Annotated in this window: 23 protein-coding genes; 11 read left to right on the forward strand and 12 right to left on the reverse strand. The window is 51.8% G+C overall.

Annotation, left to right across the window (positions count from 1 at the left end):
* The first annotated feature begins 74 nt into the window (after positions 1 to 74).
* Positions 75 to 2,279 (forward strand): OsmC domain/YcaO domain-containing protein, encoded by a 2,205-nt coding sequence (locus EJN92_RS13175; protein WP_126128251.1) that lies wholly within the window; start codon positions 75 to 77, stop codon positions 2,277 to 2,279.
* 211 nt (positions 2,280 to 2,490) lie between these two features.
* On the forward strand, positions 2,491 to 3,447 hold the full coding sequence (locus EJN92_RS13180) for a hypothetical protein (RefSeq protein WP_227869535.1): 957 nt from the start codon (positions 2,491 to 2,493) through the stop codon (positions 3,445 to 3,447).
* A gap of 334 nt (positions 3,448 to 3,781) precedes the next feature.
* On the opposite strand, the gene kynA is transcribed toward EJN92_RS13180, so the two are convergent.
* The 3 genes from kynA to kynB all read right to left on the reverse strand — a co-directional run bounded on the left by kynA (position 3,782) and on the right by kynB (position 6,682).
* Entirely contained in the window at positions 3,782 to 4,642 is an 861-nt protein-coding gene (kynA, locus tag EJN92_RS13185; protein WP_126128252.1) for a tryptophan 2,3-dioxygenase, read from the reverse strand.
* Positions 4,643 to 4,697: 55 nt separating this feature from the next.
* Positions 4,698 to 5,954, reverse strand: coding sequence for a kynureninase (kynU, locus tag EJN92_RS13190; RefSeq protein WP_126128253.1), 1,257 nt, complete (start codon positions 5,952 to 5,954; stop codon positions 4,698 to 4,700).
* A 65-nt stretch (positions 5,955 to 6,019) separates the two neighbouring features.
* Positions 6,020 to 6,682, reverse strand: a complete 663-nt coding sequence (kynB, locus tag EJN92_RS13195; protein WP_126128254.1) for an arylformamidase — start codon at positions 6,680 to 6,682, stop codon at positions 6,020 to 6,022.
* 150 nt (positions 6,683 to 6,832) lie between these two features.
* On the opposite strand from kynB, the gene EJN92_RS13200 reads away from it, so the two are divergent.
* Positions 6,833 to 7,309 carry an Lrp/AsnC family transcriptional regulator gene (locus EJN92_RS13200; RefSeq protein WP_126128255.1) on the forward strand — a complete coding sequence of 159 codons (477 nt, stop codon included), beginning with the start codon at positions 6,833 to 6,835 and terminating at the stop codon, positions 7,307 to 7,309.
* 233 nt (positions 7,310 to 7,542) lie between these two features.
* Here the strand turns inward: EJN92_RS13200 and EJN92_RS13205 are convergent, their stop codons facing one another.
* Positions 7,543 to 8,112 carry a recombinase family protein gene (locus EJN92_RS13205; RefSeq protein ID WP_126128256.1) on the reverse strand — a complete coding sequence of 190 codons (570 nt, stop codon included), beginning with the start codon at positions 8,110 to 8,112 and terminating at the stop codon, positions 7,543 to 7,545.
* Positions 8,113 to 8,558: 446 nt separating this feature from the next.
* Between EJN92_RS13205 and EJN92_RS13210 the strand changes: the two genes are divergently transcribed.
* Positions 8,559 to 9,728, forward strand: a complete 1,170-nt coding sequence (locus EJN92_RS13210; RefSeq protein WP_126128257.1) for a cupin domain-containing protein — start codon at positions 8,559 to 8,561, stop codon at positions 9,726 to 9,728.
* A gap of 108 nt (positions 9,729 to 9,836) precedes the next feature.
* Here EJN92_RS13210 and EJN92_RS13215 read toward each other — a convergent pair whose 3' ends face one another.
* The 5 genes from EJN92_RS13215 to dusB form a co-directional block, all read right to left on the reverse strand.
* On the reverse strand, positions 9,837 to 10,385 hold the full coding sequence (locus EJN92_RS13215) for a carboxymuconolactone decarboxylase family protein (protein ID WP_126128258.1): 549 nt from the start codon (positions 10,383 to 10,385) through the stop codon (positions 9,837 to 9,839).
* 202 nt (positions 10,386 to 10,587) lie between these two features.
* Entirely contained in the window at positions 10,588 to 11,130 is a 543-nt protein-coding gene (ruvC, locus tag EJN92_RS13220) for a crossover junction endodeoxyribonuclease RuvC (RefSeq protein ID WP_126128259.1), read from the reverse strand.
* A 147-nt stretch (positions 11,131 to 11,277) separates the two neighbouring features.
* Positions 11,278 to 12,843, reverse strand: a complete 1,566-nt coding sequence (purH, locus tag EJN92_RS13225; protein ID WP_126128260.1) for a bifunctional phosphoribosylaminoimidazolecarboxamide formyltransferase/IMP cyclohydrolase — start codon at positions 12,841 to 12,843, stop codon at positions 11,278 to 11,280.
* A 33-nt stretch (positions 12,844 to 12,876) separates the two neighbouring features.
* Positions 12,877 to 13,110: a Fis family transcriptional regulator gene (locus tag EJN92_RS13230; RefSeq protein ID WP_126128261.1), complete on the reverse strand. Its 234-nt coding sequence runs from the start codon at positions 13,108 to 13,110 to the stop codon at positions 12,877 to 12,879.
* A gap of 141 nt (positions 13,111 to 13,251) precedes the next feature.
* The gene (dusB, locus tag EJN92_RS13235) at positions 13,252 to 14,262 is read right to left on the reverse strand and encodes a tRNA dihydrouridine synthase DusB (RefSeq protein ID WP_126128262.1); all 1,011 of its coding nucleotides are present in this window, start codon (positions 14,260 to 14,262) and stop codon (positions 13,252 to 13,254) included.
* 439 nt (positions 14,263 to 14,701) lie between these two features.
* Here dusB and EJN92_RS13240 point away from each other — a divergent pair, with 439 nt between their 5' ends.
* Together EJN92_RS13240 and EJN92_RS13245 are read left to right on the forward strand one after the other, a co-directional pair.
* Positions 14,702 to 16,030: an NAD(P)/FAD-dependent oxidoreductase gene (locus EJN92_RS13240; RefSeq protein WP_227869536.1), complete on the forward strand. Its 1,329-nt coding sequence runs from the start codon at positions 14,702 to 14,704 to the stop codon at positions 16,028 to 16,030.
* A 308-nt stretch (positions 16,031 to 16,338) separates the two neighbouring features.
* Positions 16,339 to 17,190 (forward strand): response regulator, encoded by an 852-nt coding sequence (locus tag EJN92_RS13245; RefSeq protein WP_126128263.1) that lies wholly within the window; start codon positions 16,339 to 16,341, stop codon positions 17,188 to 17,190.
* Between the two features lie 73 nt (positions 17,191 to 17,263).
* Here the strand turns inward: EJN92_RS13245 and EJN92_RS13250 are convergent, their stop codons facing one another.
* The 3 genes from EJN92_RS13250 to tyrS are packed head-to-tail and all read right to left on the reverse strand — an operon-like array spanning position 17,264 to position 19,649.
* Positions 17,264 to 17,929 (reverse strand): histidine phosphatase family protein, encoded by a 666-nt coding sequence (locus tag EJN92_RS13250; protein WP_126128264.1) that lies wholly within the window; start codon positions 17,927 to 17,929, stop codon positions 17,264 to 17,266.
* Positions 17,926 to 18,393 (reverse strand): D-aminoacyl-tRNA deacylase, encoded by a 468-nt coding sequence (gene dtd / locus EJN92_RS13255; protein ID WP_126128265.1) that lies wholly within the window; start codon positions 18,391 to 18,393, stop codon positions 17,926 to 17,928. Before dtd ends, EJN92_RS13250 begins: the two co-directional genes overlap by 4 nt.
* On the reverse strand, positions 18,390 to 19,649 hold the full coding sequence (gene tyrS, locus EJN92_RS13260) for a tyrosine--tRNA ligase (RefSeq protein WP_126128266.1): 1,260 nt from the start codon (positions 19,647 to 19,649) through the stop codon (positions 18,390 to 18,392). Before tyrS ends, dtd begins: the two co-directional genes overlap by 4 nt.
* Positions 19,650 to 19,902: 253 nt before the next feature.
* Between tyrS and EJN92_RS13265 the strand changes: the two genes are divergently transcribed.
* The 5 genes from EJN92_RS13265 to EJN92_RS13285 all read left to right on the forward strand — a co-directional run bounded on the left by EJN92_RS13265 (position 19,903) and on the right by EJN92_RS13285 (position 25,850).
* Positions 19,903 to 21,270, forward strand: coding sequence for a M23 family metallopeptidase (locus tag EJN92_RS13265; RefSeq protein WP_126128267.1), 1,368 nt, complete (start codon positions 19,903 to 19,905; stop codon positions 21,268 to 21,270).
* A 77-nt stretch (positions 21,271 to 21,347) separates the two neighbouring features.
* Complete coding sequence (locus EJN92_RS13270; RefSeq protein ID WP_126128268.1) at positions 21,348 to 22,478, forward strand: anhydro-N-acetylmuramic acid kinase; 1,131 nt, start codon at positions 21,348 to 21,350, stop codon at positions 22,476 to 22,478.
* A 76-nt stretch (positions 22,479 to 22,554) separates the two neighbouring features.
* Positions 22,555 to 23,208 carry a DsbA family protein gene (locus EJN92_RS13275; RefSeq protein ID WP_126128269.1) on the forward strand — a complete coding sequence of 218 codons (654 nt, stop codon included), beginning with the start codon at positions 22,555 to 22,557 and terminating at the stop codon, positions 23,206 to 23,208.
* Positions 23,209 to 23,436: 228 nt separating this feature from the next.
* Positions 23,437 to 24,774 (forward strand): alanine transaminase, encoded by a 1,338-nt coding sequence (alaC, locus tag EJN92_RS13280; protein WP_126128270.1) that lies wholly within the window; start codon positions 23,437 to 23,439, stop codon positions 24,772 to 24,774.
* A 173-nt stretch (positions 24,775 to 24,947) separates the two neighbouring features.
* Positions 24,948 to 25,850: an aldo/keto reductase gene (locus EJN92_RS13285; RefSeq protein WP_126128271.1), complete on the forward strand. Its 903-nt coding sequence runs from the start codon at positions 24,948 to 24,950 to the stop codon at positions 25,848 to 25,850.
* The last annotated feature ends 33 nt before the right edge of the window (positions 25,851 to 25,883 follow it).

A 25,883-nucleotide genomic window follows, 5' to 3' on the forward strand; every position in this document is an offset into this window, starting at 1 on the left:
GAAATTAAACTGCCAGGCGAGGAATCTAGGATAATAGCGCTTAACTCAAATTTAACGCTCTTTTTGGAATTCTCATGGAAATTAAGGTCAACTTTCTCGATAAGCTTCGTCTGGAAGCCAAGTTCGATGATTTTACGGTGATCGCTGATCAGCCTATCCGTTACAAAGGCGATGGCTCAGCGCCTGGGCCTTTCGATTACTTTCTGGCTTCATCGGCCTTGTGCGCGGCGTATTTTGTGAAGTTGTACTGCGACACGCGCAATATTTCTACAGAAAACATCCGCCTGTCGCAGAATAATATTGTTGATCCGGAAAACCGTTACGCGCAAATCTTCAAGATTCAAGTTGAATTGCCCGCCGATATTTCTGATAAAGACAGGCAAGGAATTTTGCGTTCTATCGAGCGCTGCACGGTGAAAAAAGTGGTGCAGGAGGGGCCAACCTTTGTGATCGAAGAAGTAGCGAGTCTCGATGCTGATGCGCAGGCTTTGCTGAGCTTAAATTCTACTGCCGATGCTGCCACCTATATTCTCGGTAAAGACTTACCGTTGGAGCAAACCATCGCCAATATGTCCGGCTTGTTGGCGGGCCTGGGCATCAAAATAGAAATCGCCTCGTGGCGCAATATCATTCCTAACGTGTGGTCGCTGCATATCCGCGATGCGCACTCGCCTATGTGTTTTACCAATGGCAAAGGCGCGACCAAAGAAAGCGCCCTGGCCTCGGCCTTGGGCGAGTATATCGAGCGCCTCAGTAATAATCATTTCTATGCAGGCTCGTTCTGGGGTGAAGACCTTGCCAACGCAGCGTTCGTGCATTACCCGAACGAGCGCTGGTTTAAACCTGGCAAACGCGACGCCTTACCCAAAGAGATTTTGGATGCGTACAGCCTGGAGATTTACAACCCGGATGGCGAATTACGTGGCTCACATCTGATCGACACTAATTCTGGCAATGCCGAGCGCGGTATTTGTTCGCTGCCGTATGTGCGCCAGTCGGATGGCGAACTAGTGTATTTCCCCTCCAACCTGATCGAAAACCTGTATGCCAGTAATGGCATGAGCGCCGGTAATACTCTGGTCGAAGCGCAGGTGCAATGTCTGTCCGAGATTTTTGAACGTGCCGTTAAACGCGAAATTATAGAAGGCGAAATCGCCTTGCCGGATGTACCGCAAGCCGTGTTGGCGAAATACCCCGGCATACTGGCAGGCATACAGGGCTTAGAAGAACAAGGCTTTCCGGTGCTGGTGAAGGATGCCTCACTCGGTGGGCAATACCCGGTGATGTGCGTCACTTTAATGAACCCGCGCACTGGCGGTGTGTTTGCCTCGTTCGGTGCGCACCCAAGCTTAGAGGTGGCGCTGGAACGTAGCCTGACCGAATTGTTGCAAGGTCGCAGTTTTGAAGGACTCAACGATTTACCGGCACCCACCTTTGTCAGCAACGCCGTCACTGAGCCGAATAACTTTGTCGAACATTTTATTGATTCCAGCGGCGTCGTGTCTTGGCGTTTTTTCAGTGCCAAAGCCGATTACGAATTTGTTGAGTGGGATTTCTCTGGCCAAGGCGAAAATTCAAACGCCGAAGAAGCCGCTACCTTGTTCGGCATACTCAAGCAGATGGGTAAAGAAGTCTACGTGGCGGAGTACGGCCAACTCGGCGCGAGCGCTTGCCGGATTTTGGTGCCCGGTTATTCAGAGGTGTATGCTGTCGATGATTTGATCTGGGATAACACCAACAAAGCTCTATTATTCCGCAGCGATATTTTAAATTTGCACACGCTAGACGATGAGGCGCTAGAAGCGCTGCTTGAAGCTTTAGAAAATAACGAGCTAGATGATTACAGCGACATCGCCAGCTTGATAGGCATAGAATTTGACGAGAACACGGTGTGGGGTCAACTCACCGTGTTGGAATTAAAACTGCTGATTAATTTGGCCCTGGAACAATTTGAGGATGCGCAAGAGTTGGTGCAAGCCTTCTTGCAGTACAACGACAATACCGTCGAGCGCAAATTGTTTTATCAAGCCCTGAACGTGGTGTTAGAAGTCATGCTTGATGAGGAATTAGAGCTAGCCGATTACGAAGCCAACTTCCGCCGCATGTTTGGCAAGGAGCGCATCGACGCCGTGCTGGGATCAGTCAACGGCAACCTGCGCTTCTTCGGTTTAACGCCAACCAGCATGAAGCTGGAGGGCCTGGATAGACATCAGCGTTTGATTGATAGCTACAAGAAGTTGCACGTGGCGCGGGCTAAGTGGACGGGTGCGGCTAGCTAGGTTTACCCGTCGTAGCGGCATCTGCGATCGCCATGTTCAAACAGGGCAATTCGGGAGCGGAATCGTAGGGTGGGCACAGCCTTTGTGCCCACGCGTGACGCTGGTGTAATGCGATAAATTTTAAGAGCTATTCCGCGTGGGCACAAAAAGCGCTCCGACCCTACATGGCTGGAGCTACCAAAGTCGTCATTAACACGTGGAAAAAGAAGTCATGACGGAACTGAGTGAAATTAAGCCATTAGGAATCGCGTCGGCGTGGCGTAAACGCAAGGCGATTGTGAAGGATATAAATGAAAATGTAATGGTTCGCTCGATGGACGAAGCGCTGGAATACAATGCCAGGCTCGACGTCAAGAATACGAATAATGTAATACGGGACAATGCCTATCTCGGAGTTGGTCGACAACGTCAGGTTGAGGCGACCGCACTGGCGCTGGACGGCAAACCGTGGCTGCGCACGCTGGCCGAGTCAACGGCATATAGGCTGTTTGCTGATAAGTTGGATTTTTTTTGGCACCAACAATTTCGTATCAGATTTCCTGAGCATCCCAACGGGTTACATATGATGAACATGGCTAATGTCGCCGTACATATGGCCTATGCTTTCCTGTTGGGTTGGGAAAGAGAAGCAACCTATCAGGGTTATCTAACGCATGCGGCGCTCAACCGGAATTACTACCTGATTCAACCCTATGAAGACGAACATCGTCGCGGTCAAGCATTCATGCTGCGCCTGTTCGCCGACTGGCGTGGTGATGTTTCGCACAACTGGCCGCCGTATGCGTATGACGAACCAATCTACAACGGCTTGCTTGAACGCTGGCGTGATCCCGATCCGCAAGTGTTGGTGCCATGGTTGATTGCGGCCTGCGACCGCCACACTCATCAAGCCAACCGTGAAACCTCAAAGACCTTTTATGATTTCAGCGACATTACACTGATACGCACACCGATCGAAATCCTCATGTTATTCCGCTTGCGGAAAATCATTGGCCTGCCAAATCCAGTCCTTGACCATCCTTTGATGGAAGCACCATTTGACCAATTGCCGGACGTACAACCAAGGTATCAGCCAGATGAATTCATGCAAGGAACATTGGCACGTGCACGCCAGGACTGGCCAAACTTTGATCAGGTAGTTTCTCTGGAAAATTTGATGGCGAGTTGAGTTTCTGCATGGTGATTTAGTAAGCGTAGCGTGCGTATCTCGTAGGGTGCGCCATGCGCACCGATCAAAGCATGCAAAATTCTGGCTGCTTTTGATCTTTACCCAGCGGTGCGCATGGCGCACCCTACCGCGGTTTCAAGGTCTAAGATAATTTAAACAATGCAAATGTCTGGTAATTGCGCAGTATAAATCTGTATAGGCACCCCAGTCAGCGCGCATAGTCCATGCGCTTCTTCAGGCACACAGGCTGGTGAGGCGCATGGAATATGCGCGTCCAGCCTGCCTGGCCTGCGCACCGCATGGCGTATGCGCCGCCAGCCAGTGCTCTTCTCAATTACAGGGCGGTGCGTAGTGAAAACAATTCCGGGAACAAGACTACGTCTAGCATCTTGCGCAGATAGCTCACGCCCGCGGTGCCGCCGGTACCGGTCTTAAAGCCTATGATGCGCTCTACGGTGGTGACATGGCGGAAGCGCCATTGACGGAAAGCGGTTTCCATGTCGACCAATTTTTCGGCCAATTCATAAAATGCCCAATGCTGTTCCGGGGCTTGGTAGACCTTGAGCCAGGCTGCTTTCACCGATTCGTTGGCGCGCATGTCTTGCGTCCAATCTTGCTCCAGGCGCTCAGCGTCGATGGCAAAACCGTCACGCGCCAAAAGCATGATGGCTTCGTCATAAATCGAAGGCGAGTGCAGGGCGGCGCTTAGGCTGGCATGCGCCTCCGGGTTCTTTTCATGCACCGTCAGCATGGCGGCATTTTTATTCCCGAGTAAAAATTCTAGCTCGCGGTACTGGTGCGATTGGAAGCCGGAAGACGCGCCCAGATACGGGCGGATTGCGGTGTATTCGCTTGGTGTCATGGTGGCCAAGACATCCCAGGCATGCACCAACTGATCCATGATGCGGGCCACGCGTGACAGCATCTTGAAGGCCGGCGGTAAATTACCCAGGCGCATTTGCTGGCGTACTGCGTGCAGCTCATGCAGCATCAATTTGATCCACAACTCGCTGGTCTGGTGCTGGATGATGAACAGCATTTCATTATGATTTGGCGAGAGCGGATGCTGGGCCGAGAGTATCTGATTGAGACCGAGATAATCGCCATAGCTCATGTCGTCTTTAAAATCCATTTTGGCGCCATGCCAGGACATAGGGCATTTGCCGGCGGTGTTTTCTTTATTGTCGGTAGTCATGATGGTTAAAATTTTCTAGTAATAGTGAAGCTGCGCGTATCAGATTTGGCTCTGCTTAGGTCACGGCATTGCGCGCGGCATCGGGCTGGTAGTCCTGTTGGTCGAGAATATCGCGCAAGCCTTCTACCGCATCCCAGACATCGACAAATTGCGTGTACAACGGGGTAAAACCAAAACGCATGATGCCCGGTTCGCGGTAATCACCGATGATGCCGCGCCCTATCAAGGCCTGGATCACTGCGTAAGCATGCGGATGAATAAAGCTGACATGGCTGCCGCGCTGCGCATGCATGCGCGGCGTCGCCAGTTGCAAGGGATGGCTGGCGCAACGGCTCTCTACCAGTGCAATAAACAGATCGGTCAGCGCCAGGGATTTGGCGCGTATCGCCTGCATAGTGGTTTGGGCAAAAACCTGCAGGCCAGACTCCACCATCGCCAATGACACCATAGGCTGGGTGCCGCACAGGGCGCGCCGTATCCCCGGTGTCGCTTCAAACGAGGGCTGCATCGCGAACGGTGCCGCATGACCCCACCAGCCGCTTAAGGGATGATGGAAGGCGGCCTGATGATGTTTTGGCACCCAGATAAAAGCTTGCGAGCCGGGGCCACCATTCAGATATTTATAAGTGCAGCCAACCGCGAAATCTGCTTTAGCACGATTTAATTCTACCGGCACGGCACCGGCCGAATGGGCCAGATCCCATAAGATCAAAGCACCCTGACGATGCGCGTGCGCCGTGATGGCGGCCATGTCATGCAAGGCTCCGCTGCGATAGTTGACGTGGGTCAGCATTACCAGGGCGGTGTCGCTATTAATGGCGCTGTCCAGTTCTTCGGCGCTGTCGACCAGATGCAGGCGGTAGCCTCTATCCAGCCAACGCGTCAAACCTTCTGCCATATAAATATCGGTAGGGAAGTTACTGCGTTCAGTGATGATGACTTTACGCGCCGCTGTTGCCGGGTTGGCCGCTTGCATCTGGAGCGCGGCGGCCAGCGCCTTGAACAGGTTGATCGAAGTCGAATCGGTAACGACCACTTCGCCCTCATCGGCACCGATTAACGGCGCGAGTAAATTGCCGAGGCGCGATGGCAACTCAAACCAGCCGGCTGTGTTCCAGCTCTTGATCAGGTCGTTACCCCACTCGGCCTGTATCACTTGCTGGGCGCGGCTTAATGCGGCTTTCGGCATGGCACCGAGCGAGTTGCCATCGAGGTAAATCACGCCTTGCGGCAGCGAGAATTGCTGGCGCAGTGGTGCCAGGCTATCTTCTTGATCGAGGCTTAGGCAATGCTGGCGGGTCAGTGTAGGCATGGTGTGTCCTTGTGAGTTTGGTGCGAGTTTGGTTTGAATGTGGGTCGAATGTGGGTCGAATTAAGTTAAGGCAGAGCACGCAGGATGGCGCGTACCGGGCTGGCGTCTAGCCCGGCCAGTTTCAGGGGCAGGGCGATCAGTTCATAGTCGCCAGCTTCTACCGCATCTAAAACTATGCCTTCGAGTATCGCCATCTGATGTTTTTTGACGGTCAGGTGACTGTCTAAAGTTTTGGAGTCTTGCGGATCTAGCGAAGGGCTGTCTATGCCTATCAGGCGCACGCCGTGCTGCGCCAGCAATTCTATGGTGCTTGGGTGGATGCTGGGGAAGTCGGCATCCCAGCGCATCTGTGGCGCACTTTGGTAAGTGCGTAGCAAGACGCGTGGCGGTAGCTCGGCTAAAAAGGCGGCGATATGCTGCGGCTCTACCTGTTGCACGCCTATGCAGTTGATCACGCGGCAAGTGCCGATATAGGTCTGCAAGTCGACTTCATCAATAGCCTTGCCGTCGGCATCGTAATGCGAGGGCGCATCGCAATGGGCTCCGGTGTGAGTCGACATGCTGATCTTGCTGACCTTGACCGGGCAACCGTCGGCGATCTGCCAGGTGGTCTCGGCGCTGTATTCACTGTCGCCGGGCCAGACCGGTATGCCAGTGGCGATGGGCGGCGTGATATCCCAGATACGCTGCTCAGTGTGACTTACTTTGTGGCTTACGTTGGTGCTCATGCTGATGACTCCGTAGGCTGAAATTGCGAGATGAATTGCTAAGTATTTTATGCTGAAATCAATGATGTTTTCTTGCAAAATGAGGTAGTAAATTCAGACTCTTTAGAATATATTGCGAATTATTGATAATAATCTGGTGGAAAATTCTATATGCAATTAGATGCAACTGACCTTAAGATTTTGCAGTGCCTGCAAGGTGATGGTCGCATGAGTAATCAAGAGCTGGCCGAGAAAGTATTTTTGTCGCCATCTTCCTGTCTGCGGCGCGTACGCATGCTGGAAGAGAGCGGCGTGATTAAACATTACAGCGCGGTTTTAGACACCACGGTGCTGGGACTGGAGGTGGATGCTTTCGTACAGGTGACGATGCGGCGCGATGTAGAACAATGGCATGAGAATTTTTCGCAAGCTTTGCAAAGCTGGCCGGAAGTGGTCGGCTCTTACATCATTACGGGCGACGCCAATTATCTGCTCAGAGTGCGTGCGCGCAATCTAAAACACTATTCAGCTTTCGTGCTGGAGCGTCTCTATAAAACTACCGGTGTGCTGGATATACGCTCGAATATTGTGCTGCAAACCCTCAAGGACAGCAGCGCGATCGCGCCAGCTTTGCTGGCAGCGGAGTAGATTTGAATCAGAATTGCTATGCGCAATCACCATGCGGCCTGTGGCTCGATTATGGCCTGCAAGGCGCATGGGGATTGCGGGTAGCTTTTCGGGAGCTTCTAAAAACCCCATACTCGGGCGCATCGCGGCGTTGCAAATCCTCGCAATACCGACGTATTGCTCCGGTTTGCGCCTTGCGTTGCATCCCGATTAAAGGGTTTTTAGAAGCTCCTTTTCTATTTTGAAAAGCAGGCTTACAGCGTGGCGTTGATACGCATGATGTTGATGCGTGGTACGCCGAAGAAGCGCGATACTTCTTTCACCGATTCGCCCAGATTGAGTCGCTCTATGACTTGCTGCTTTTGTTGCTCACTGAGTGCGCTGCTTCTCTTCTGAATTTTTCCCTGCGCTTTGACGGTGAGCACTTCGGCGGGACTACGCTTGAGGCGCGCATCGGTTTCTAGTTCGGCCACTGCGCTCAACATGGTGAGCATCAGTTTGCCCGCTTTTGAGGTGATATCGAGTTTACCTAATTGCAGTACGATCACCTGGATTTTGCGTGCCGCCAGAGTTTTGATGGTGAGCGCAACATCGATGGCATCGCGTCCTAGTCTATCGAGTTTAGACACCACCATGGTTTCGCCATCGCGTATTTGCGCGAGCAGGGCGTTAAATTGCGGGCGCTTGCTGGCGCTGGTTTTCTCGCTGATGCCTTCATCCTTGAACCAGTAATCCACCTTAAAACCAGCCTGCTCGATTTCGGCATTTTGTTTGTCCAGGTTACTGTCTTTTTTACTGATGCGGTTGTAGGCGAAAATTCTCATGATGTGCTCGTTGTTTCTAACTATTCGTCCCACCTTGATGGTGTCAAATGCGGGAAATTTTTCTGTGGAGTGATGCTAATTTTTTTCAGTTTTCCCTATGAGAGATGCGCTGAATTTCGGCAAATATACCGTGCTAAATAGTCGGCAAAAAGATCTTTTTTTATATAAGCGTTATAAGGAAAATTAATAATAGTTTCCGCGCGTCAACTTGGTGCAAATCTGAGCTTTTCAGAGATTTTATTGTGCAAAATGTGCAGCGCGCGCACGTGTAAAGAGCAAGTTTTTTGAACTGTCAAAAAATGGTGCGCAGCCTATACAGATATTCATGCTCGTCAAACCTGCACTAGCAAGCGCTCAATTGCATTTTCCTTGATCTGGATGAAGGGGGCGTGAGCAAAATAATGATAAAAGCTGGTGATCCCTATTTTTATTTGAGACTACTCACAATGTTAAGCCTTCATCTCGCTGATTTTTCTTTAGACCATTTTCTGGCGCACTACTGGCAGCAAAAGCCGGTGGTGCTACGTGGAGGTTTCGCCGATTTCGAGAATCTGATTAGCCCCGATGAGTTGGCAGGACTGGCCTGCGAAGAGAATATCGAGTCGCGTCTGGTCTACCGAAAAGAAGGTCAATGGCAGGCACAATTCGGACCGTTTGAATCTTATGAGCATCTGGGCGATCGCGACTGGACCTTGATCGTGCAGGCGGTCAATCATTGGTCGCCGGAAGTGGCGCAACTGATACAGCCATTTTCTTTTATCCCTAAGTGGCGACTCGATGATGTGATGATCAGTTATTCGACGCCGGGCGGTGGCGTCGGCCCGCATATCGATCTCTATGATGTGTTTATCTGTCAGGGCTCAGGCCGCCGTCAGTGGCGGGTTGGCGATCGTGGCGAGCACCGCCAGTTTGCCGCGCACGCAGCTCTGTTGCATACCGATCCTTTTGAACCCATCATCGATGTCGAACTGTTACCCGGCGATATTTTGTATATCCCGCCAGGTTTTCCGCATGATGGTGTATCGCTGGAAGAATCGATGAGCTTTTCGGTCGGATTTAGAAGCAAATCGGCACGCGACATGCTCAGCGGTCTGGCCGACTATCTGATCGACAATGAATTGGGCAATGCGCTGATTAGCGACCCTCAGCGCCCTGTTCACCAGCATCAGGGGCAAATTAATGTCAGCGATTTTTCCATGATTAAGGCGCAGATGCAGGCGCTATTGGACGACGATAATCTGCTGGCCGATTTTTCCGGTAGTTTTTTATCCAAGACCAAATGTCAGCTCGATCTGCAAGTCCTGGAAAACCCCTACGACGAAACTGAATTACTCGAGCAGTTGATGCTGCAGCCTATGCAGCGCATCGGCGGTCTACGCTGTTTTTACCTGGATCAGACGGTGGCGGCCGGGGTCTGTTATATCGACGGCGAACGCTATGAATTTGGTGCCTCCGCGAGGGACGCCGTGTGCGCGCTGTGTGACCAGGAAAGTTTGAGTTATGCGAGCTTGAAGGACTTGCTTCCACAGAACGCATTGATAGCAGCTGAGTCAAGTGCGCTGCTCAGCGCATTGACGCGCTGGGTGAATGCCGGTTATTGGTATTTTGCCGAATAGCTTAGCGCATAGTCCGTCGTGCTTAAGCTAAAAGCCACTCGTCAGTGAGGCTGACGAGTGGCTTTGTCGTTTTCTAGCGTGTGTTTAGTCCTGCGTTCAGGCCTGCGTTTAGGCTTGTGAATAGGCATTCACGACAGGGAAATCAATTTCAGTATGCGCCACAGAATTGACATAATTGGTCAAGGTGTTGAGCGCCACGTGTAAGACGATTTCTATCACTTCCGCATCGGTAAAGCCTGCTGCTTTGACGGCCGCGACCGCGGTATCGGAAACATGGCCGCGTTCGACGGCAACACTGGCGGCGAAACGTACTGCGGCATCGGCTTTGGCATCACCAGACTGGCCATGACGATTAGCGCTGATTTCTGCTGCATCGAGTTTGGCGACATTGCTTGCCAGGTAGGTGTGTGCCGACAGGCAGTAGTCGCAACGATTAATTTCGGCGATCGCTAAGGCGATACGCTCGCCGGTTTTTGCACCGATACTCCCTTTGCCCAGCGCACCGCTCAGGCTCAGATAGCCTTCCAGTGCGGCAGGGCTATTGCCTACCAATCTCATCAAATTAGGCACCACGCCTAGTTGTTTTTTTACTGCATCGAGCAGGGGCAAAGAGGCGGCAGGGGACAGTTCTATAGTTGGGACAGACATACGGGTCATGATGATTTCCTTGAGTTGGCTGGCTAAATGAGCTTCAGTTCGTTTTCTTACTCAGCAGTGTTGAGCAAGTGAAGAGAGTATGTGCGCTATCAAGGAAATTAAGAATATCTGTAAATTACAATTGATTGTTTCTTTAAGTGAAATAGTCTGTCCAGGTTGCGTGTAAATAGATGCGGATGATCTGAATTTTGCGAGGGGGGAATTAGCCGATCAGGCGACCAGCTTTTACGCGTAAGCCTTTTTTTGCCAGCTCAGGCGCTAGCGCACCCAACATCGCTAAAGTGTCGCCGCTATGCGCATGGCAAATCGCCACACCGAGGGCATCGGCGGCATCGCTGCCGGGTAAGCCGGACAGCATCAGCAGGCGCTGCACCATGTCCTGCACTTGTTCTTTCTTGGCCTTGCCGTGACCGACCACGCCTTGTTTAACTTGCAGCGCGGTGTATTCCGCCACTGCCAGATCAAAACTGACCAGCGCACAAATCGCCGCACCACGGGCTTGACCCAGCAATAGCGTCGATTGTGGATTGACGTTGACGAAGACTTTTTCTATGGCGGCGCAATCGGGCTGGTAGGTGCGGATGATTTCCGATACACCCGAGAGTATGGTCTTGAGGCGCTCCGGCAGGGTGCCGTCAGCGGTCTTGATAGTGCCCGAGGCAATATAACTGAGCTTACTGCCTTGCTTATGGATGACGCCAAAACCGGTAGTGCGCAGGCCAGGGTCGATGCCGAGAATTTTCATTTGATCGTCTCTAAAATCTACTGCGCGACACAATCTCGAACCTGCGATGCTCACCGTACCGAAGTACGGTTGCGCTTCTTAGTCCGAGCTTGAGTCGCTCGCTACGATTTTCAGAGACGCTCACCAGCTATTTCGTCGCAAATGCTATTAATGTCTGAAATGACGTATGCCAGTGTAGATCATGACGACGCCACGTTCGTCAGCGGCATCGATCACTTCCTGGTCGCGCATGGAGCCGCCCGGATGGATTACGCAAGTTGCGCCGGCATCGACTACGACGTCCAGTCCATCACGGAACGGGAAGAAGGCATCTGAAGCAACGGCAGAGCCGCTCAGGCTCAAACCAGCGTTTTGCGCTTTGATAGAAGCGATACGCGCTGAATCGATACGGCTCATCTGGCCTGCGCCCACGCCCAAGGTCATACCGTTGGCGCAGAATACGATGGCATTCGACTTGACGTATTTAGCCACGCGCCAGGCGAACATCATGTCGGCCATTTGTTGTGGTGTCGGCTGCAGTTTTGAGACTACGCGCAAATCTGCTTGCAAGACATTTTTAGCATCTGGTGCTTGCACCAGTAAACCGCCACCTACGCGTTTGAAGTCGTAGTTGTTGACGGCACTGCCCAGCGAAATTTGCAGTACGCGTACGTTTTGCTTAGCAGCGAAAATCTGCAAGGCTTCTGCAGTGAACGAAGGTGCGATCAAGACTTCGACGAATTGCTTAGCGACCGCTTCTGCCGCTTTGCCGTCGAGTTCGCGGTTAAACGCGATGATGCCGCCGAAGGCAGAAGTCGGATCCGTTTGCAGTGCTTTGCTGTAGGTCTCAAATGGTGTTTCACCAACCGCTACGCCGCAAGGATTGGCATGCTTGACGATCACGCAGGCAGAGGCTTCAAATGATTTGACGCATTCCCATGCGGCATCGGCATCGGCGATATTGTTATACGACAGTTCTTTACCTTGCAACTGCGTGTAATTGGCTAAGGCGCCATCGAAGGCATTCAGATCGCGGTAGAAAGAAGCAGCCTGGTGCGGGTTCTCGCCGTAACGCATTTCCTGGACTTTTTCAAAGTGCAGGTTCAGCGTCTGCGGGAAATTGCTGCGCGTTGTGTGCGCTTTGTCTTCACCTAAACTAGTGAGGTAATTGGTGATGGCGCCATCGTATTGTGCGGTGTGCGCGAACACTTTTTTAGCCAGCGTAAATTTGGTGTTGTAGCTAACTTCATTTTGGTTTGCGCTCATTTCATCGAGTACAACCTGGTAGTCGCTAGGGTCAACGATCACTACAACGTCTTTGTGATTTTTTGCAGAAGAGCGCAACATGGTCGGGCCCCCGATGTCGATGTTTTCGATCGCGTCTTCTAGCGAGCACTCAGCCTTGGCAACGGTTTGCTGGAAAGGATAGAGATTGACGACCACCATGTCTATGGTCGGGATATTGTGCTGCTCAAGCGCGGCCATGTGCTCAGGAAAATCGCGACGCGCCAAAATGCCGCCATGAACTTTAGGGTGCAAAGTTTTCACGCGCCCATCTAACATTTCAGGAAAACCGGTGTAATCGGCCACTTCAGTCACCGCCAGACCGTTGTCGGCCAGAAGCTTGGCGGTACCGCCGGTGGACAGCAATTTAACGCCGCGCGCGGAGAGTTCGCGGGCGAATTCAAGGATGCCGGTTTTATCGGAAACAGAGATGAGGGCTTGTTTGATCATGGTGGGCAATCGTGACAATAAGGAAGGATGAAATTAGAGTAAGCCGTGCTGCTGCAGCTTCTTGCGCAAGGTATTGCGGTTGATGCCCAGCATATCGGCAGCCTGTGACTGATTGCTTTCCGCCCGCGTCATGACCATTTCCAACATCGGTTTTTCGACCGCTAACACCACCATGTCGTAGATGTTCGAGGCTGGTTGCTCGCCTAGATCGCGGAAATATTTGTCCAGATTTTTGTGGACGGCTTCTTGTATGCTATCTTTGCTCATGCTGTTTTCTTCTATTCATGCTAGTGGGCTGCAATTTCTTGAGGCTCACGTTGTTTGTTATTATTCTCTGACGACTTGGTAAGCGTATTAATTTTTAGCCAATACCTTACAGGTCTTAAGTTACTGCTGGCTTACAATTACTTAGGCTGCTAACTTTTCTTCAGCGGGGCGGTATTGTAACCGCTCACCGGCACGACTATCAAAAAACATTTTTACTGCGTTTAATTGTTCATCGCAAGAGGTGAGTAAATTCATCTCTTGCCGGAATGCTTCGCCGCCCACCAGATCCTGCACATACCAACCGATATGCTTACGGGCGGTACGTACGCCCATGAATTCACCGTAAAACGCATAGTGTTCGCGCAAGTGTGCATCCATCAGACGGCTCACCTCGGATACAAGTGGTGGCGGCAGATGTGTGCCGGTTTGGAGGAAGTGCTCTATTTCTCTAAAGATCCAAGGTCTACCCTGGGCCGCGCGGCCAACCATGATGGCGTCGGCACCCGTCACTTGTAAAACATATTTGGCTTTTTCTGGCGTGGTGATGTCGCCATTTGCCACCACCGGAATAGTCACTCGCGATTTGACCGCAGCGATGGTCTCGTATTCGGCATCACCTTTGTAGCCATCGGCGCGCGTGCGGCCGTGTAAGGTGAGCATGGCGATGCCAGCGGATTCGGCGATGCGGGCGATGGCCAGTGCATTTTTGTTGGCGCGATCCCAGCCAGTGCGAAATTTTAAGGTGACCGGTACATCAACCGCTTGGACGACAGCATCTAATATCTGCGCTACCAGTTTTTCATCTTGCAATAAAGCCGAGCCACACCAGGCATTGCAGACTTTTTTAACCGGGCAACCCATATTGATGTCGATGATTTGCGCGCCGCGCTCTACATTGTGCCTGGCGCAGTCAGCCAGCATCTGCGGATCGGCGCCGGCAATTTGTACCGCCTTAGGCTCCATCTCACCTTCGTGATTGGTGCGGCGTGAAGATTTTTCTGTGTCCCAGAGTTTGGGGTTAGACGCCGCCATTTCTGACACTGCATAGCCTGCGCCCAACTCTTTACATAATTGACGGAAAGGTCTATCGGTCACGCCAGCCATGGGCGCGACAAAAATATTATTCCGCAGCTGATAAGGGCCGATGTGCACGATGGAATTGGGAGTTAATCTTGGGGAAGCGCTATTCTACCTGAAATGCTGCCTAATAATTTAGCAAAATAGAGCGAAATTTAAAGAATATTTTTTTCTATTTGGGCTTCATTTCTGATAGTTGATTTCAACATGTAGCAAATAAAATTAAGATTAGAGAGAGAGTACCAAAACGAAATTGTGTGGCGCGAGGTAACCACTCGCTACACTTTCCTGTATATACTTGGCTCGCCTTTCTTAGGACTTACGCAAGACCGTCCCCGCGTCGTTGTATCCGCCTTGCCTTACTGAAGTACTTTCTTCGGCGGCACGCCAGGCTGGGACAATTTTGCGTAAGTCCTATTTCTATCTGCGCATAGTGCAAGCAAGAACGCATCTCATCCATATCAAGTCTGCCCTCGTGATGGATGAAATACGTTTTTAAATTTTGGAGTGAATCATGGGGTCTTTGTCTGAGGAAGTGATGCATCGCATTACCATAGTCGGTGGTGGTGCCGGAGGTTTGGAACTGGCAGTTCGTTTGGGGAAAAAATTAGGGCGCAAGAAAAAAGCACTAATTACTTTGGTCGACGCGAGTCGTACCCATTTATGGAAACCCTTGTTGCATCAGGTGGCCGCCGGTACTTTAGATAGTCATGCCGATGAGCGCGAGTATTTTGCTTTGGCGCGTACGAATGGTTTTGAGTTTCGACTGGGGCGCATGGATGGCTTGAATCGGGACAAAAAGGAAATCTATTTAGAGGCTACCATAGACGAAAATGGTGAAGAGCTATTGCCGCGACAGGCCTTGGCTTACGACACGCTGGTGATTGCCTTGGGCAGTCAGACCAATGATTTTGGCACCAAGGGTGCCCGTGAAAATTGCATCATGCTCGATTCTTTGACCGCGGCAGAACGCTTTCATAAGAAACTGATTAATTGCTGTCTGCGCGCCCAATCGCAGGCACAAGGGGCGGGTGAAGGTAGATTTACCGTCACGATTATCGGCGGCGGTGCTACCGGTGTTGAGCTGGCGGCCGAATTGCATATGACGACGAAAATTTTGTCTAGCTATGGCTTGGTAAACTTTCATCCAGAAAAAGATTTGAAGATCGTCATCGTCGATGCCGCTCCACGTCTCTTGCAGATGCTACCAGAACGCCTGTCATATGCGGTTGCCAAAGAATTGCGCAGTATCGCAATTGAAGTGCATACCAATGAGCAGGTGATGGAGGTGAGTAAGGAGGGCGTCATGATGGCCAGTGGGAAGTTTATTCCTAGTGGCATCGTGGTGTGGGCTGCCGGTATTAAGGCACCCGATTTCTTGAAAGAGATTGACGGGCTAGAGACTAATCGCATCAACCAACTGGTGGTTAATCGTCAGCTCCAGAGTAGTCGTGATCCTGCGGTGTTTGCGCTGGGCGATTGCTGTGCTTGTCCGCAGGGCGAGGGCTTGCCTATGGTGCCGCCGCGCGCGCAATCGGCGCATCAGCAAGCGAGCATGCTGGCCAAATCTTTAGTGCGTATGTTGCAAGGCAAGTCCTTGCTGGAATTTAGCTACAAAGATCATGGCTCCCTGGTGTCGCTGGGTAATTACAGTACTGTCGGTAGTTTGATGGGAGCGATTGCCAGCGGTTCGGTCTTTATAGAAGGAACCCTGGCTAAATGGATGTACTGGTCTCTACACAAGCACCATCAGGTTGCGGTGAACGGCTTGTTTCATACCTGGCTCTCGACTTGGGCTGAAACTATAGACAGGGTGCGCAATCCACGGATTAAGTTGCATTGATGTTGGAATGGGTAGGCGCATATTGTATGCGCCTCGTGGCAGGAAAATAGGCTGCAGAGCGCATGGCGCATGCGTAAGGCATTTCAGTTCTGCTGGGTGATGGTGACCTAGGTCTGTTGTTAAATAAGTCGGTTTTTTGATTCTGGTCTTTGTAGCGACCGATTTGATACAGCTAATTTTGCACTTTTACTGGGCTTGCCGTATATTTCTTTTCATGTCAGTAACTAATAAAGAAGTGGTTTATTTGTGATTTTTACATTATCATTTAGGCAATTGCAATATATATCTGTTCAACGAGGTCATCAACGATGAGTCAAATTAATCCCACACCGGAGTCGCCAGACGGTAGTCGTCGTTTTACCCTTGAAATGATAGGTTTTTCTGACGCTGAAAAAAATATGCTGGCGTCCACTTTCCGCCTGACCGGGCGTCGCCATTTTTGCTACATCACGCCCACCGCCGATGAACCGCGCGCCGACATTTATCTGATCAATGCGGATAATGCTGTGGCCTTAGCCGCCATGCGCGAACACGCGCCGAATGTGCATTCACCGGCCGTGCTGGTAGGGCGTGAACCAGTCTCGGTTGGTTGGCCATTTGTACAAAAACCGATACATTGGATGCGCTTGTTTGAGCATCTCGATGAGGTCATGACGAATGCCTTGCTGGAGCGTAGCAAACGCGAAAAAGAGACCGATACCAATTGGGATGGACAAACCTATCGCCGCACTATTGATAAAATAGAACAGAGTGCGCCCGCGCCCGCGCTTACTTCGCCGGTCTTGAATGAATCGGTGTTGGTGGTCGACGATAGCGCAACGGTGCGCGCTTTTATGCGCATCAAGTTGGCACCATTTCATTTTGACGTGGATTTCGCCGAGAACGGTGAACAGGCCATAGAAATGGCGCAAGCCAAAACCTATACCTGCATCTTCCTTGACATCATGATGCCAGGCATCGATGGCTACGAAGTGTGCAAGCGTATCAAAAATAATAGCGATACCAAGAAAACTGCGGTGGTGATGTTGACCAGCAAAAATTCTATGTTCGATAAATTCCGTGGCAATTGGGCTGGCTGTGATGCTTATCTTGGCAAGCCTGTGCCTGAAGATGACTTGTTGGCGACGATTGCACGGTTCTTGCCTAGCGCCAGAAGCTAAGTCGAAAATTTTCTAGATTCGCGCTGAATGGAAAAAGCGGAAATATCGAGAGGTATTTCCGCTTTTTTATTTGTTAAGCGACTTTGTCCTGGTTGAACTCGTCTAAGGCTGCAGTGGTTTCCAGGTGGCTGATGTCACCCCACTGTATCAGGCTGAGCTTCGCTCCATCCCATTTAAACCGATTGATGCTGGCGTTGTAAATGGTGATTTCGCGCGGTGCGTGCAATGGTAAATCTTTCGCCGCACGATAGGCGCATTCGAGTACACCACCATGCGCTACGATCGCAATTTTCTTTCCCTCAAACTGGCGCGCATGATGGGTAATTGCGCTGATCGTACGCAGCTGAAACTGCCGTATGCTTTCGCCGACATTGTTTGCTGCCGACGGCGGGAATTGGCTGTCCGGTTCGTGCGAACGCCAGGTCGCATACGCTTCTGGATAACGCAGCGGTAATTCGCTATACAGCATGCCTTCAAAACCACCAAAGCAACGCTCGCGCAAATTGGCGTCTATGCGTGTGCTGACGCCTTGCAGACGGGCGATCTCGCCTGCGGTTTGCACCGCTCTTTGCAGATCGCTGGAAAAAACCGCGTCGAGTTTTTCGTTTTCTAAGGCAGCCGCCAAAGCCTTGGCCTGACGTGTGCCTTCTGCGTTGAGCGGGATGTCGAGGTGGCCTTGCAGTTTTTTGATGGCGTTCCAGGCGGTTTCGCCATGGCGTATTAAAAGAATTTCTGTCATGCCTTAGGTTTGATCTGTAGCCAAAAAGTGACGGGGCCGTCGTTGGTGAGTGAGACCTGCATGTCGGCACCAAATTGGCCGGTCTCTACTTGTGCGAGTACTGCATCCTGCGTTTGTTTGGCCCGCGCTTGCCTGACGAAATAGTCGAATAATTGCCGTCCCAATTCAGGTGCGGCCGCAGGTGTAAATGAAGGGCGTGTGCCAGAATTGGTGTCGGCTGCCAGGGTAAATTGCGGTACCAGCAGCAGACTACCAGCGACGTCGCTGACGCTTAAATTCATCTTGCCTGCAGCATCGCTAAAGACGCGATATGCCAGCAGTTTTTTCAATAGAGCATCGGCTTGCTGCTCGCTGTCGCCACGCTCGGCGCACAACAAGACCAGTAAGCCGGCCTGGATCGCGCCTATGGTTTCACCACCGACGACGACGCTGGCCTGGCTGACTCTTTGTATAAGAGCGATCATGCGCTCAAAGTCACTTTGGCAAATTTGCGCTTGCCTACCTGTACCACCACGGTGCCAGCCTGCACTTGCAAATGCTTATCGCTGATCACTGCGCCGTCGATACGCACGCCACCCTGATCGACCATGCGCATCGCCTCAGAGGTGGAGGCGCACAGATTGGCTTGCTTGAGTAATTGTGCAATCCCTAGTGGCGCGCCAGTCAGGCTCAGCTCAGCCACATCATCGGGAATGCCACCTTTTGAGCGATTTACGAAATCGCTCAGCGCATCCTCGGCGGCTTGTCTGCTATGGAAGCGGGTGACGATCTCTTGCGCTACCGCCACTTTGATGTCGCGCGGGTTCTGGCCTTCGCTGACGGCTTTTTTGTATTGCGCGATTTGCTCCAGCGAGCTGAATGACAGTAACTCATAGTAACGCCACATCATCTGATCCGAGATGCTCATGATCTTGGCGAACATGGTGTTGGCAGGCTCAGTGATGGCGATGTAGTTATTCTTGGATTTAGACATTTTCTCTATGCCATCCAGACCTTCCAACAGCGGCATAGTCAAAATGCATTGTTGCTCTTGGCCGTAATCCTTTTGCAATTCACGTCCAACCAATAGGTTGAATTTCTGGTCGGTACCGCCCAGTTCCAGATCTGAATGTAATGCCACCGAATCGTAACCCTGCATCAATGGATAGAGGAACTCATGGACGGAAATCGGGGTGCCAGCCTTAAAGCGCTTGGTGAAATCGTCGCGTTCCATCATGCGCGCCACCGTGTATTTGGACGACAGTTGTATCATGCCGCGTGCGCCTAAAGGATCGCACCATTCCGAGTTGTAACGGATCTCGGTTTTTTCTGCATCCAGCACCAGAGCCGCTTGCTTGAAATAAGTTTGTGCGTTTTCTTCTATCTGTTCGCGTGTCAGCGGTGGGCGCGTGACATTGCGACCGGATGGATCACCGATCATGGAGGTGAAATCGCCGATCAAAAAAATCACATTGTGACCAAGATCCTGCAACTGACGCATTTTATTCAAGACCACGGTGTGGCCCAGATGCAGGTCAGGTGCGGTAGGGTCCAGACCTAACTTAATGCGCAAGGGTTTGCCGCTCAGCTCACTACGCGCCAGTTTTTGGGCGAATTCTGATTCTATGAGCAATTCATCAACGCCACGCTTGGTCACGGCCAGCGCGTGTTGCACGGCATCGGATAAAGGCAGAACTTTGGAAGAGGGCGTATTTTTGGTGGAATTTTGTGTAGATGTCATTATTTACTTAACCAGGATCAACTTATTTTGTAACACCACTGGCAGCATTCATATTCTGAATCCATAATCAGCGATCGTTTTTTTGTTTGTTCGGTCGATTTTTTGTTACAATCAGGCGAACTTTTTGCACTAGCTTTTTTGATTTGCCACAGAACTTGTTTTAATTTATAGACTTAAAATATATAAATTCAGTAAAACTAAGAGGGTGGAAATCAAATGTTTTTAATCAACATCGTCAATTTTAACTTATTGCATGCGTCCAATAGATAAATTACCTCATTTAGCTTCTGGCAGCAGGCTGTTGTTAGGAACCACGCGCACTTCGCGCATCATCTCATTCTCCGCTTTGTTTTTTGCCGTATGTGCCTTTGGCGCAGTCGGTGTGGCACCTATTGCCCCGGACGCAGCGGATTTACCTGTCAAAAAAATCATCCAAGATTTGGACTTGCCAAAACTTGACGATCAAATTGCCGCGCTGGAAGCCAGCGAGCAGCATTTCGTCAGAGAAGAAAAAGTCTTACGCGGTGATACCTTGGGCGCCTTAATGCTGCGCCTGGGTATCGATGACAATGAGGCCAATAACTTTATCAAGACTGATGCCACCGCCAAAGGCGTGTTGCAGGTGAAAGCCGGTAAATCGGTACGCGCCCAGACTAACGATGAAGGTGAATTGGAGTGGTTACAAGCAAGCCTGCCAGACGGAACCGATAAACCCAGCCGCACCCTGATGGTGACGCGCGATGCTTCCGGCAAGCTCAGCGCCGCAGAAGTGTTGAGTAAATTAGAACGCCGCGTAGAAATGCGCTCCGGGAATATCCGCTCATCCTTGTTTGCCGCCACCGATGAGGCGCAAATCCCAGACAACGTCGCCAATCAAATCGTTAGCATGTTTGAGACTAACGTCGATTTCCGCTATTTGCAGCGCGGCGATCATTTCAACGTGGTCTATGAAACTTTTTGGCAAAATGGTGAATTCGTCAAAACCGGGAAAGTCCTGGCTGGTGAATTTAGCAATGTCGGAAAACTGTTTCAATCGGTCTGGTTTGATGAGGCTGGCGGCAATGGTGGTTACTATAGTTTTGACGGTAAGTCACTGAAAAAAGCTTTCTTGAAATCGCCTTTGGAATTTACCCGCGTCTCTTCCGGTTTTTCCATGCGCGTCCATCCTATCTCTGGGCAGTGGAAGCGTCATACCGGCGTCGATTTCGCGGCAGTCACGGGCACGCCGATACGTGCGACCAGTGATGGCGTGATTGAGTCAGTCGGCCCTAGCGGTGGTTACGGTAATTTGGTGGTGGTCAAGCACTGGTCCAATTACAGTACTGCCTACGCCCACATGAGCCGGTTTGCCAGCGGTATTCGTAAAGGCAGTAAAGTCAGCCAGGGCGAGGTGATAGGTTATGTCGGCACTACCGGCTGGTCGACTGGCCCGCATTTACATTATGAGTTTAGAGTTGGCAATGAGCCGCGTGATCCTTTGTCGGTCAGCATCCCGAATGCTGCGCCGCTGGCATCGCATGACATGCCGCGTTTTAAGGAAGTCGCAGCGGATATGTCGCATAGATTCGCGCTGTTGCGTCCTGAACGTCAGGCCGAAATCATGAGGCTGGCGTCCCGCTAGGTGCGGTACTCGCCTAGTTAAGCTAACAGGCCGAACTTGCTGTTCGGCCTTTTTTTATTCTGTGAGCTTTTTACTTTATGCACAATTCCATCAGTAGTCTGTATATAGGTTTGATGTCAGGCACCAGTCTTGACGGGGTCGACGGCGTCTTAGTTGAGTTGCCGGACGTTGCCGGAGCGATGCGACTGTTGGCCACGGCCTATCAGCCATTCTCGCCTAGCTTCCGGCAGGATGCGATGGCCTTGCAGCAAGCAGGTGCCAACGAGATAGAGCGTGAAGCGTTGTTGGCAAATACCTTGGCCGAGCACTATGCGGTATGTGTGAATGAACTATTACGACAGGCGCCGCAAGTGCAACGGCAACAGGTGAGGGCAATCGGCGCACACGGCCAAACCATACGGCATAGACCTGAGCTGGGATTTACGCGGCAAACGAATAATCCTGCTTTACTCGCTGAGTTGTGCGGCATCGATGTGATTGCCGATCTGCGTAGTCGCGACGTCGCAGCTGGTGGTCAGGGCGCGCCTCTGGTGCCGGCCTTTCATAGAGCCGTGTTTGGTGCGGAAGGCGAGACCAGGGTCGTGCTCAATATCGGTGGCATCAGCAATATCAGTATTCTGCATGCCGATGGCAATACCAGCGGTTTCGATACCGGCCCGGGGAATGTGTTGATGGATGCCTGGATCGCCCAGCATCAGGGTAAAAGCTATGATGAAAACGGTAGCTGGGCAGCGCTGGGACAGATTGATACGGGCTTGTTGGCTAGCTTGTGCGATGAAGAATTTTTGCGCCAATTGCCACCCAAGAGTACCGGCCGCGATTTGTTCAGACCCGATTGGCTAATGCAAAAGCTGGCGAATTTTAGCAGCGTCGCTGCGGTCGACGTACAGGCGACTTTGTGCGCCTTCACTGCCGTCACGCTGGCCGATGCGATTTATCAACACGCGCCTGCGGCGAACGCCGTGTATGTCTGCGGCGGCGGTGCTTACAATGCACGCCTCATGCAAGAGATTGCGCGACAGTTGCAACAACGAGGCTGCCTGGCCAGCGTCGCCAGCACGCAAGCGCTGGGGGTCTCACCGAATCATGTAGAAGCGCTGGCCTTTGCCTGGCTGGCACAGCGATTTACGCTGCGCTTGCCCGGCAATTTGCCGGAGGTGACAGGAGCCAAAGGCCTGCGCATACTCGGTGCGCTGTACCCGGCTTAAAATGCAGGAGTTGTAAACTCGATACAATCTGCTTTTGATTGATAGCAAAAAGATTGATCGCAAAAAGGGAAACTCAATGACACAATTTTTGTATATCGCCGATCCCATGTGCTCGTGGTGTTACGGCTTTGGTCCTGAATTACTGGCTTTGCTAGAGGCTATGCCGGAGGCGCGTATTGATATTGTGCTCGGCGGTTTGCGTGCCTATAACAAGGACGTCATGGACGCCGAAAAAAGAGCCATGATTCTAGGACATTGGCAGCATGTGGAACAGGCTAGCGGCCTGCCTTTTACCCGCAATAGCATGGCGCAGCCTCACTTTATCTACGACACTGAGCCAGCCTGCCGTGCCGTGGTGGCCGCGCGCATCCTGGACGATGAGCTGCCCGGTAAATCCTTGTTGACGGTGTTTCATGCGATCCAGCATGCGTTTTATGCCGAAGGCCAAGATGTCACCGATCTGCAGGTGCTGGCGCAAGTGGCCAGCGCAGCATTGAATTTAGCGGCAGATACCGATAGTTTTGACGCCCAGAGTTTTTATGAAACCCTGAGCGCGCCCGCCACCATGAGCGAGACCGCGCATGATTTCGAGCAAGTGCAGCGCTGGGGGATTTCTGGTTTCCCGGCCTTACTGCTGGTGAAATCAGACGGCTTGCATATGATCGCTTCCGGCTATACCAAGACGGCCAATCTCATCACCGCACTTTCACAAATACCGGCAGCTGAGTAGTTACGCGGCGTACTCAAAAAATAAAAATGTCATAGGCCGCTCGCGCATATTCTATGCGCTTCTCCAGCCTGCCTGGCTTGAAAGGCGCATGGAATATGCGTGGTGGGCCTACTCTAATTTGATTTTGCATTTAGCCTAGTCAAAAAGAGTTTTTAGCTTTAGTATTGTCAGCGAAGCATTAGCTTCAACGTCGCTCGGACGGTTCCGGGCGCTTACGTACAATCTATCATGACAAAAACTCTTACTCCGCCGGGCCGGGGTGCAGCTACTGCATCTGCTAACTCAACTCCAAGCTCAGCTCCAAGTTCTAATGCATACTATACTTCGGTCGCGCATGCGGCAGTCGCCATTCCTAGTCTTCCCAAGTACAGCTTTTCGCGCATCAATCGCCTGCCTCCCTACGTCTTCAATATCACCGCTGAATTAAAAATGGCGGCGCGCCGACGCGGTGTCGATATCATCGACATGTCCATGGGCAATCCCGATGGCGCCACTCCGCCACATATCGTCGCCAAGTTAGTGGAGGCGGCACAAAGGCCGGATACGCACGGTTATTCTGCGTCGAAAGGCATACCGCGTCTGCGCCGCGCCATCACGCATTGGTATAAGTCGCGTTACGATGTCAGCTTCGATCCTGAATCAGAAGCGATCGTCACCATAGGCTCGAAAGAGGGGCTGGCGCATCTGATGCTGGCGACCCTCGATAAGGGCGACACCGTACTGGTGCCTAATCCTAGTTACCCGATTCATATTTATGGCGCAGTGATTGCGGGAGCTGACATACGCTCGATACGCATGAGTCCGGGCGTAGATTTTTTTGATGAACTCGAGCGCGCGATACGCGAAAGCTACCCAAAACCCAAGATGATGATCTTTGGCTTTCCGTCGAACCCGACCGCGCAATGTGTAGAACTTGATTTTTTTGAGCGTGTCGTCAAGCTGGCGAAAGAACACAATATTCTAGTCGTGCACGATCTGGCCTATGCCGACATCGTGTTTGATGGCTGGAAAGCGCCTTCCATCATGCAAGTTGAGGGCGCACGCGATGTCGCAGTCGAGTTTTTTACACTCTCCAAAAGCTATAACATGGCGGGCTGGCGCATCGGTTTTATGGTCGGCAATAAGGAGCTGGTAGCGGCCCTGGCACGCATCAAGAGCTATCATGATTACGGCAGTTTTACGCCGGTACAGGTGGCGGCCATCGCGGCATTGGAAGGTGATCAGACTTGCGTCAAAGAGATTTGCGATAAATACCAGCGACGTCGGGATGTGATGGTCAAGGGCTTGCATGAGATGGGCTGGATGGTCGCGATACCTAAGGCCTCGATGTATATCTGGGCGCGCATTCCTGAGCCATATCGTCATCTCGGCTCTCTGGAATTTGCCAAGCTGGTGCTGGAAAAAGCCAAGCTTTGCATTTCTCCCGGCATAGGTTTTGGCGATTATGGTGATGAGTATGTGCGCTTTGCCTTAATCGAAAACGAAGCCCGTAGTCGCCAGGCCTTACGCGGTTTAAAAGCCATGTTCAAGGACGAGTTACTACCCGCGCCGCAGCCCAGCGCATAAGCGCAGCAATTGGTCGCAGCCACACTGACGCAGCAAGGTCCAGTGTCTGTGTGGTTTTCAGTTCGAAAGGATAGACACGGACTAAGAGTGGGTTACACTGCGACTGGCTTTGACAGCATCCTTACAGGAACAAGTCTGACCTGGACTTTCACAATTAAAACGAGACAAACGGCATGCAAACACCAGCCTTACAGATCGCGCCACTAGGCCCGCATTTTTCCCGTATCGTGCTCGGCTTGTGGCGCATGGCTGATTGGTCTATGTCACCGCAACAGCGGCTCAGCTTTTTGGAGCAGGCGCTGGAATTGGGCATTAGCACGCTCGATCAAGCTGATATTTATGGCGATTATCAAAGCGAGGCTTTACTAGGCGAAGCGCTGGCGCTGGCACCACAATTGCGCCAGCGGCTGCAGATCGTCAGCAAATGCGGTATCAAGCTGCGGTCGCCACATCGACCAACACATCAGATTCAGCACTACGATACCAGTCGCGCGCACATCATCGCCTCGGCCGAAAATTCTTTGCGCAGAATGGGAATAGATGAGCTTGATTTACTCCTGATACACCGCCCCGATCCCTTGATGGATGCCGATGAAATCGCCGAAGCTTTCCATACTTTGCAGCAAAGTGGCAAGGTCAGACATTTTGGCGTGTCGAATTTTTCTCCAGCTCAGTTTGATTTACTCGCCTCGCGCATTCCGCTGGTGACCAATCAGATCGAGCTGTCGCTGCTGCATATGGCGCCTTTAAACGATGGCAGCCTCGATCAATGTCAGCGCTTGCGCATCGCGCCTATGATCTGGTCGGCGCTGGCGGGCGGACGCCTGATGAACGATGTGAGTGAGCAAGGTGTACGCGTACGGCAGGCTTTGGCGACGATTGCCGCCGAGCTAGGGGCGACAGAAGCGAGCGTGGCCTTGGCGTGGGTACTGCAGCATCCGGCTAAACCGCTAGTGCTGACCGGCTCCGGGCGTATTGCAGCCATACGTGAAGCGGTGGCGGCGACTGCCATCAGCTTGAATCGTGAACAGTGGTTTGCCTTGTGGTGCGCTTCGGCTGGGCGTTCGGTTGATTGACCTGTCTAGGGCAAGAAGAGACTGGCAAATAGT

The organism is Undibacterium parvum, from assembly GCF_003955735.1.
Taxonomy (GTDB): Bacteria; Pseudomonadota; Gammaproteobacteria; order Burkholderiales; family Burkholderiaceae_D; genus Undibacterium; species Undibacterium parvum.

Excerpts from the sequence above, each read along its gene's own strand:
- EJN92_RS13200 (WP_126128255.1), top strand. The coding sequence starts at position 6,833 with ATGCAATTAGATGCAACTGACCTTAAGATTTTGCAGTGCCTGCAAGGT.
- kynU (WP_126128253.1), bottom strand. The coding sequence starts at position 5,954 with ATGCCTACACTGACCCGCCAGCATTGCCTAAGCCTCGATCAAGAAGAT.
- EJN92_RS13265 (WP_126128267.1), top strand. The coding sequence starts at position 19,903 with ATGCGTCCAATAGATAAATTACCTCATTTAGCTTCTGGCAGCAGGCTG.
- tyrS (WP_126128266.1), bottom strand. The coding sequence starts at position 19,649 with ATGACATCTACACAAAATTCCACCAAAAATACGCCCTCTTCCAAAGTT.
- kynA (WP_126128252.1), bottom strand. The coding sequence starts at position 4,642 with ATGACTACCGACAATAAAGAAAACACCGCCGGCAAATGCCCTATGTCC.
- EJN92_RS13270 (WP_126128268.1), top strand. The coding sequence starts at position 21,348 with ATGCACAATTCCATCAGTAGTCTGTATATAGGTTTGATGTCAGGCACC.
- EJN92_RS13275 (WP_126128269.1), top strand. The coding sequence starts at position 22,555 with ATGACACAATTTTTGTATATCGCCGATCCCATGTGCTCGTGGTGTTAC.
- purH (WP_126128260.1), bottom strand. The coding sequence starts at position 12,843 with ATGATCAAACAAGCCCTCATCTCTGTTTCCGATAAAACCGGCATCCTT.
- dtd (WP_126128265.1), bottom strand. The coding sequence starts at position 18,393 with ATGATCGCTCTTATACAAAGAGTCAGCCAGGCCAGCGTCGTCGTCGGT.
- ruvC (WP_126128259.1), bottom strand. The coding sequence starts at position 11,130 with ATGAAAATTCTCGGCATCGACCCTGGCCTGCGCACTACCGGTTTTGGC.
- EJN92_RS13215 (WP_126128258.1), bottom strand. The coding sequence starts at position 10,385 with ATGACCCGTATGTCTGTCCCAACTATAGAACTGTCCCCTGCCGCCTCT.
- alaC (WP_126128270.1), top strand. The coding sequence starts at position 23,437 with ATGACAAAAACTCTTACTCCGCCGGGCCGGGGTGCAGCTACTGCATCT.
- EJN92_RS13245 (WP_126128263.1), top strand. The coding sequence starts at position 16,339 with ATGAGTCAAATTAATCCCACACCGGAGTCGCCAGACGGTAGTCGTCGT.
- EJN92_RS13205 (WP_126128256.1), bottom strand. The coding sequence starts at position 8,112 with ATGAGAATTTTCGCCTACAACCGCATCAGTAAAAAAGACAGTAACCTG.
- EJN92_RS13240 (WP_227869536.1), top strand. The coding sequence starts at position 14,702 with ATGGGGTCTTTGTCTGAGGAAGTGATGCATCGCATTACCATAGTCGGT.
- kynB (WP_126128254.1), bottom strand. The coding sequence starts at position 6,682 with ATGAGCACCAACGTAAGCCACAAAGTAAGTCACACTGAGCAGCGTATC.
- EJN92_RS13180 (WP_227869535.1), top strand. The coding sequence starts at position 2,491 with ATGACGGAACTGAGTGAAATTAAGCCATTAGGAATCGCGTCGGCGTGG.
- EJN92_RS13250 (WP_126128264.1), bottom strand. The coding sequence starts at position 17,929 with ATGACAGAAATTCTTTTAATACGCCATGGCGAAACCGCCTGGAACGCC.
- EJN92_RS13285 (WP_126128271.1), top strand. The coding sequence starts at position 24,948 with ATGCAAACACCAGCCTTACAGATCGCGCCACTAGGCCCGCATTTTTCC.
- EJN92_RS13230 (WP_126128261.1), bottom strand. The coding sequence starts at position 13,110 with ATGAGCAAAGATAGCATACAAGAAGCCGTCCACAAAAATCTGGACAAA.
- EJN92_RS13175 (WP_126128251.1), top strand. The coding sequence starts at position 75 with ATGGAAATTAAGGTCAACTTTCTCGATAAGCTTCGTCTGGAAGCCAAG.
- EJN92_RS13210 (WP_126128257.1), top strand. The coding sequence starts at position 8,559 with ATGTTAAGCCTTCATCTCGCTGATTTTTCTTTAGACCATTTTCTGGCG.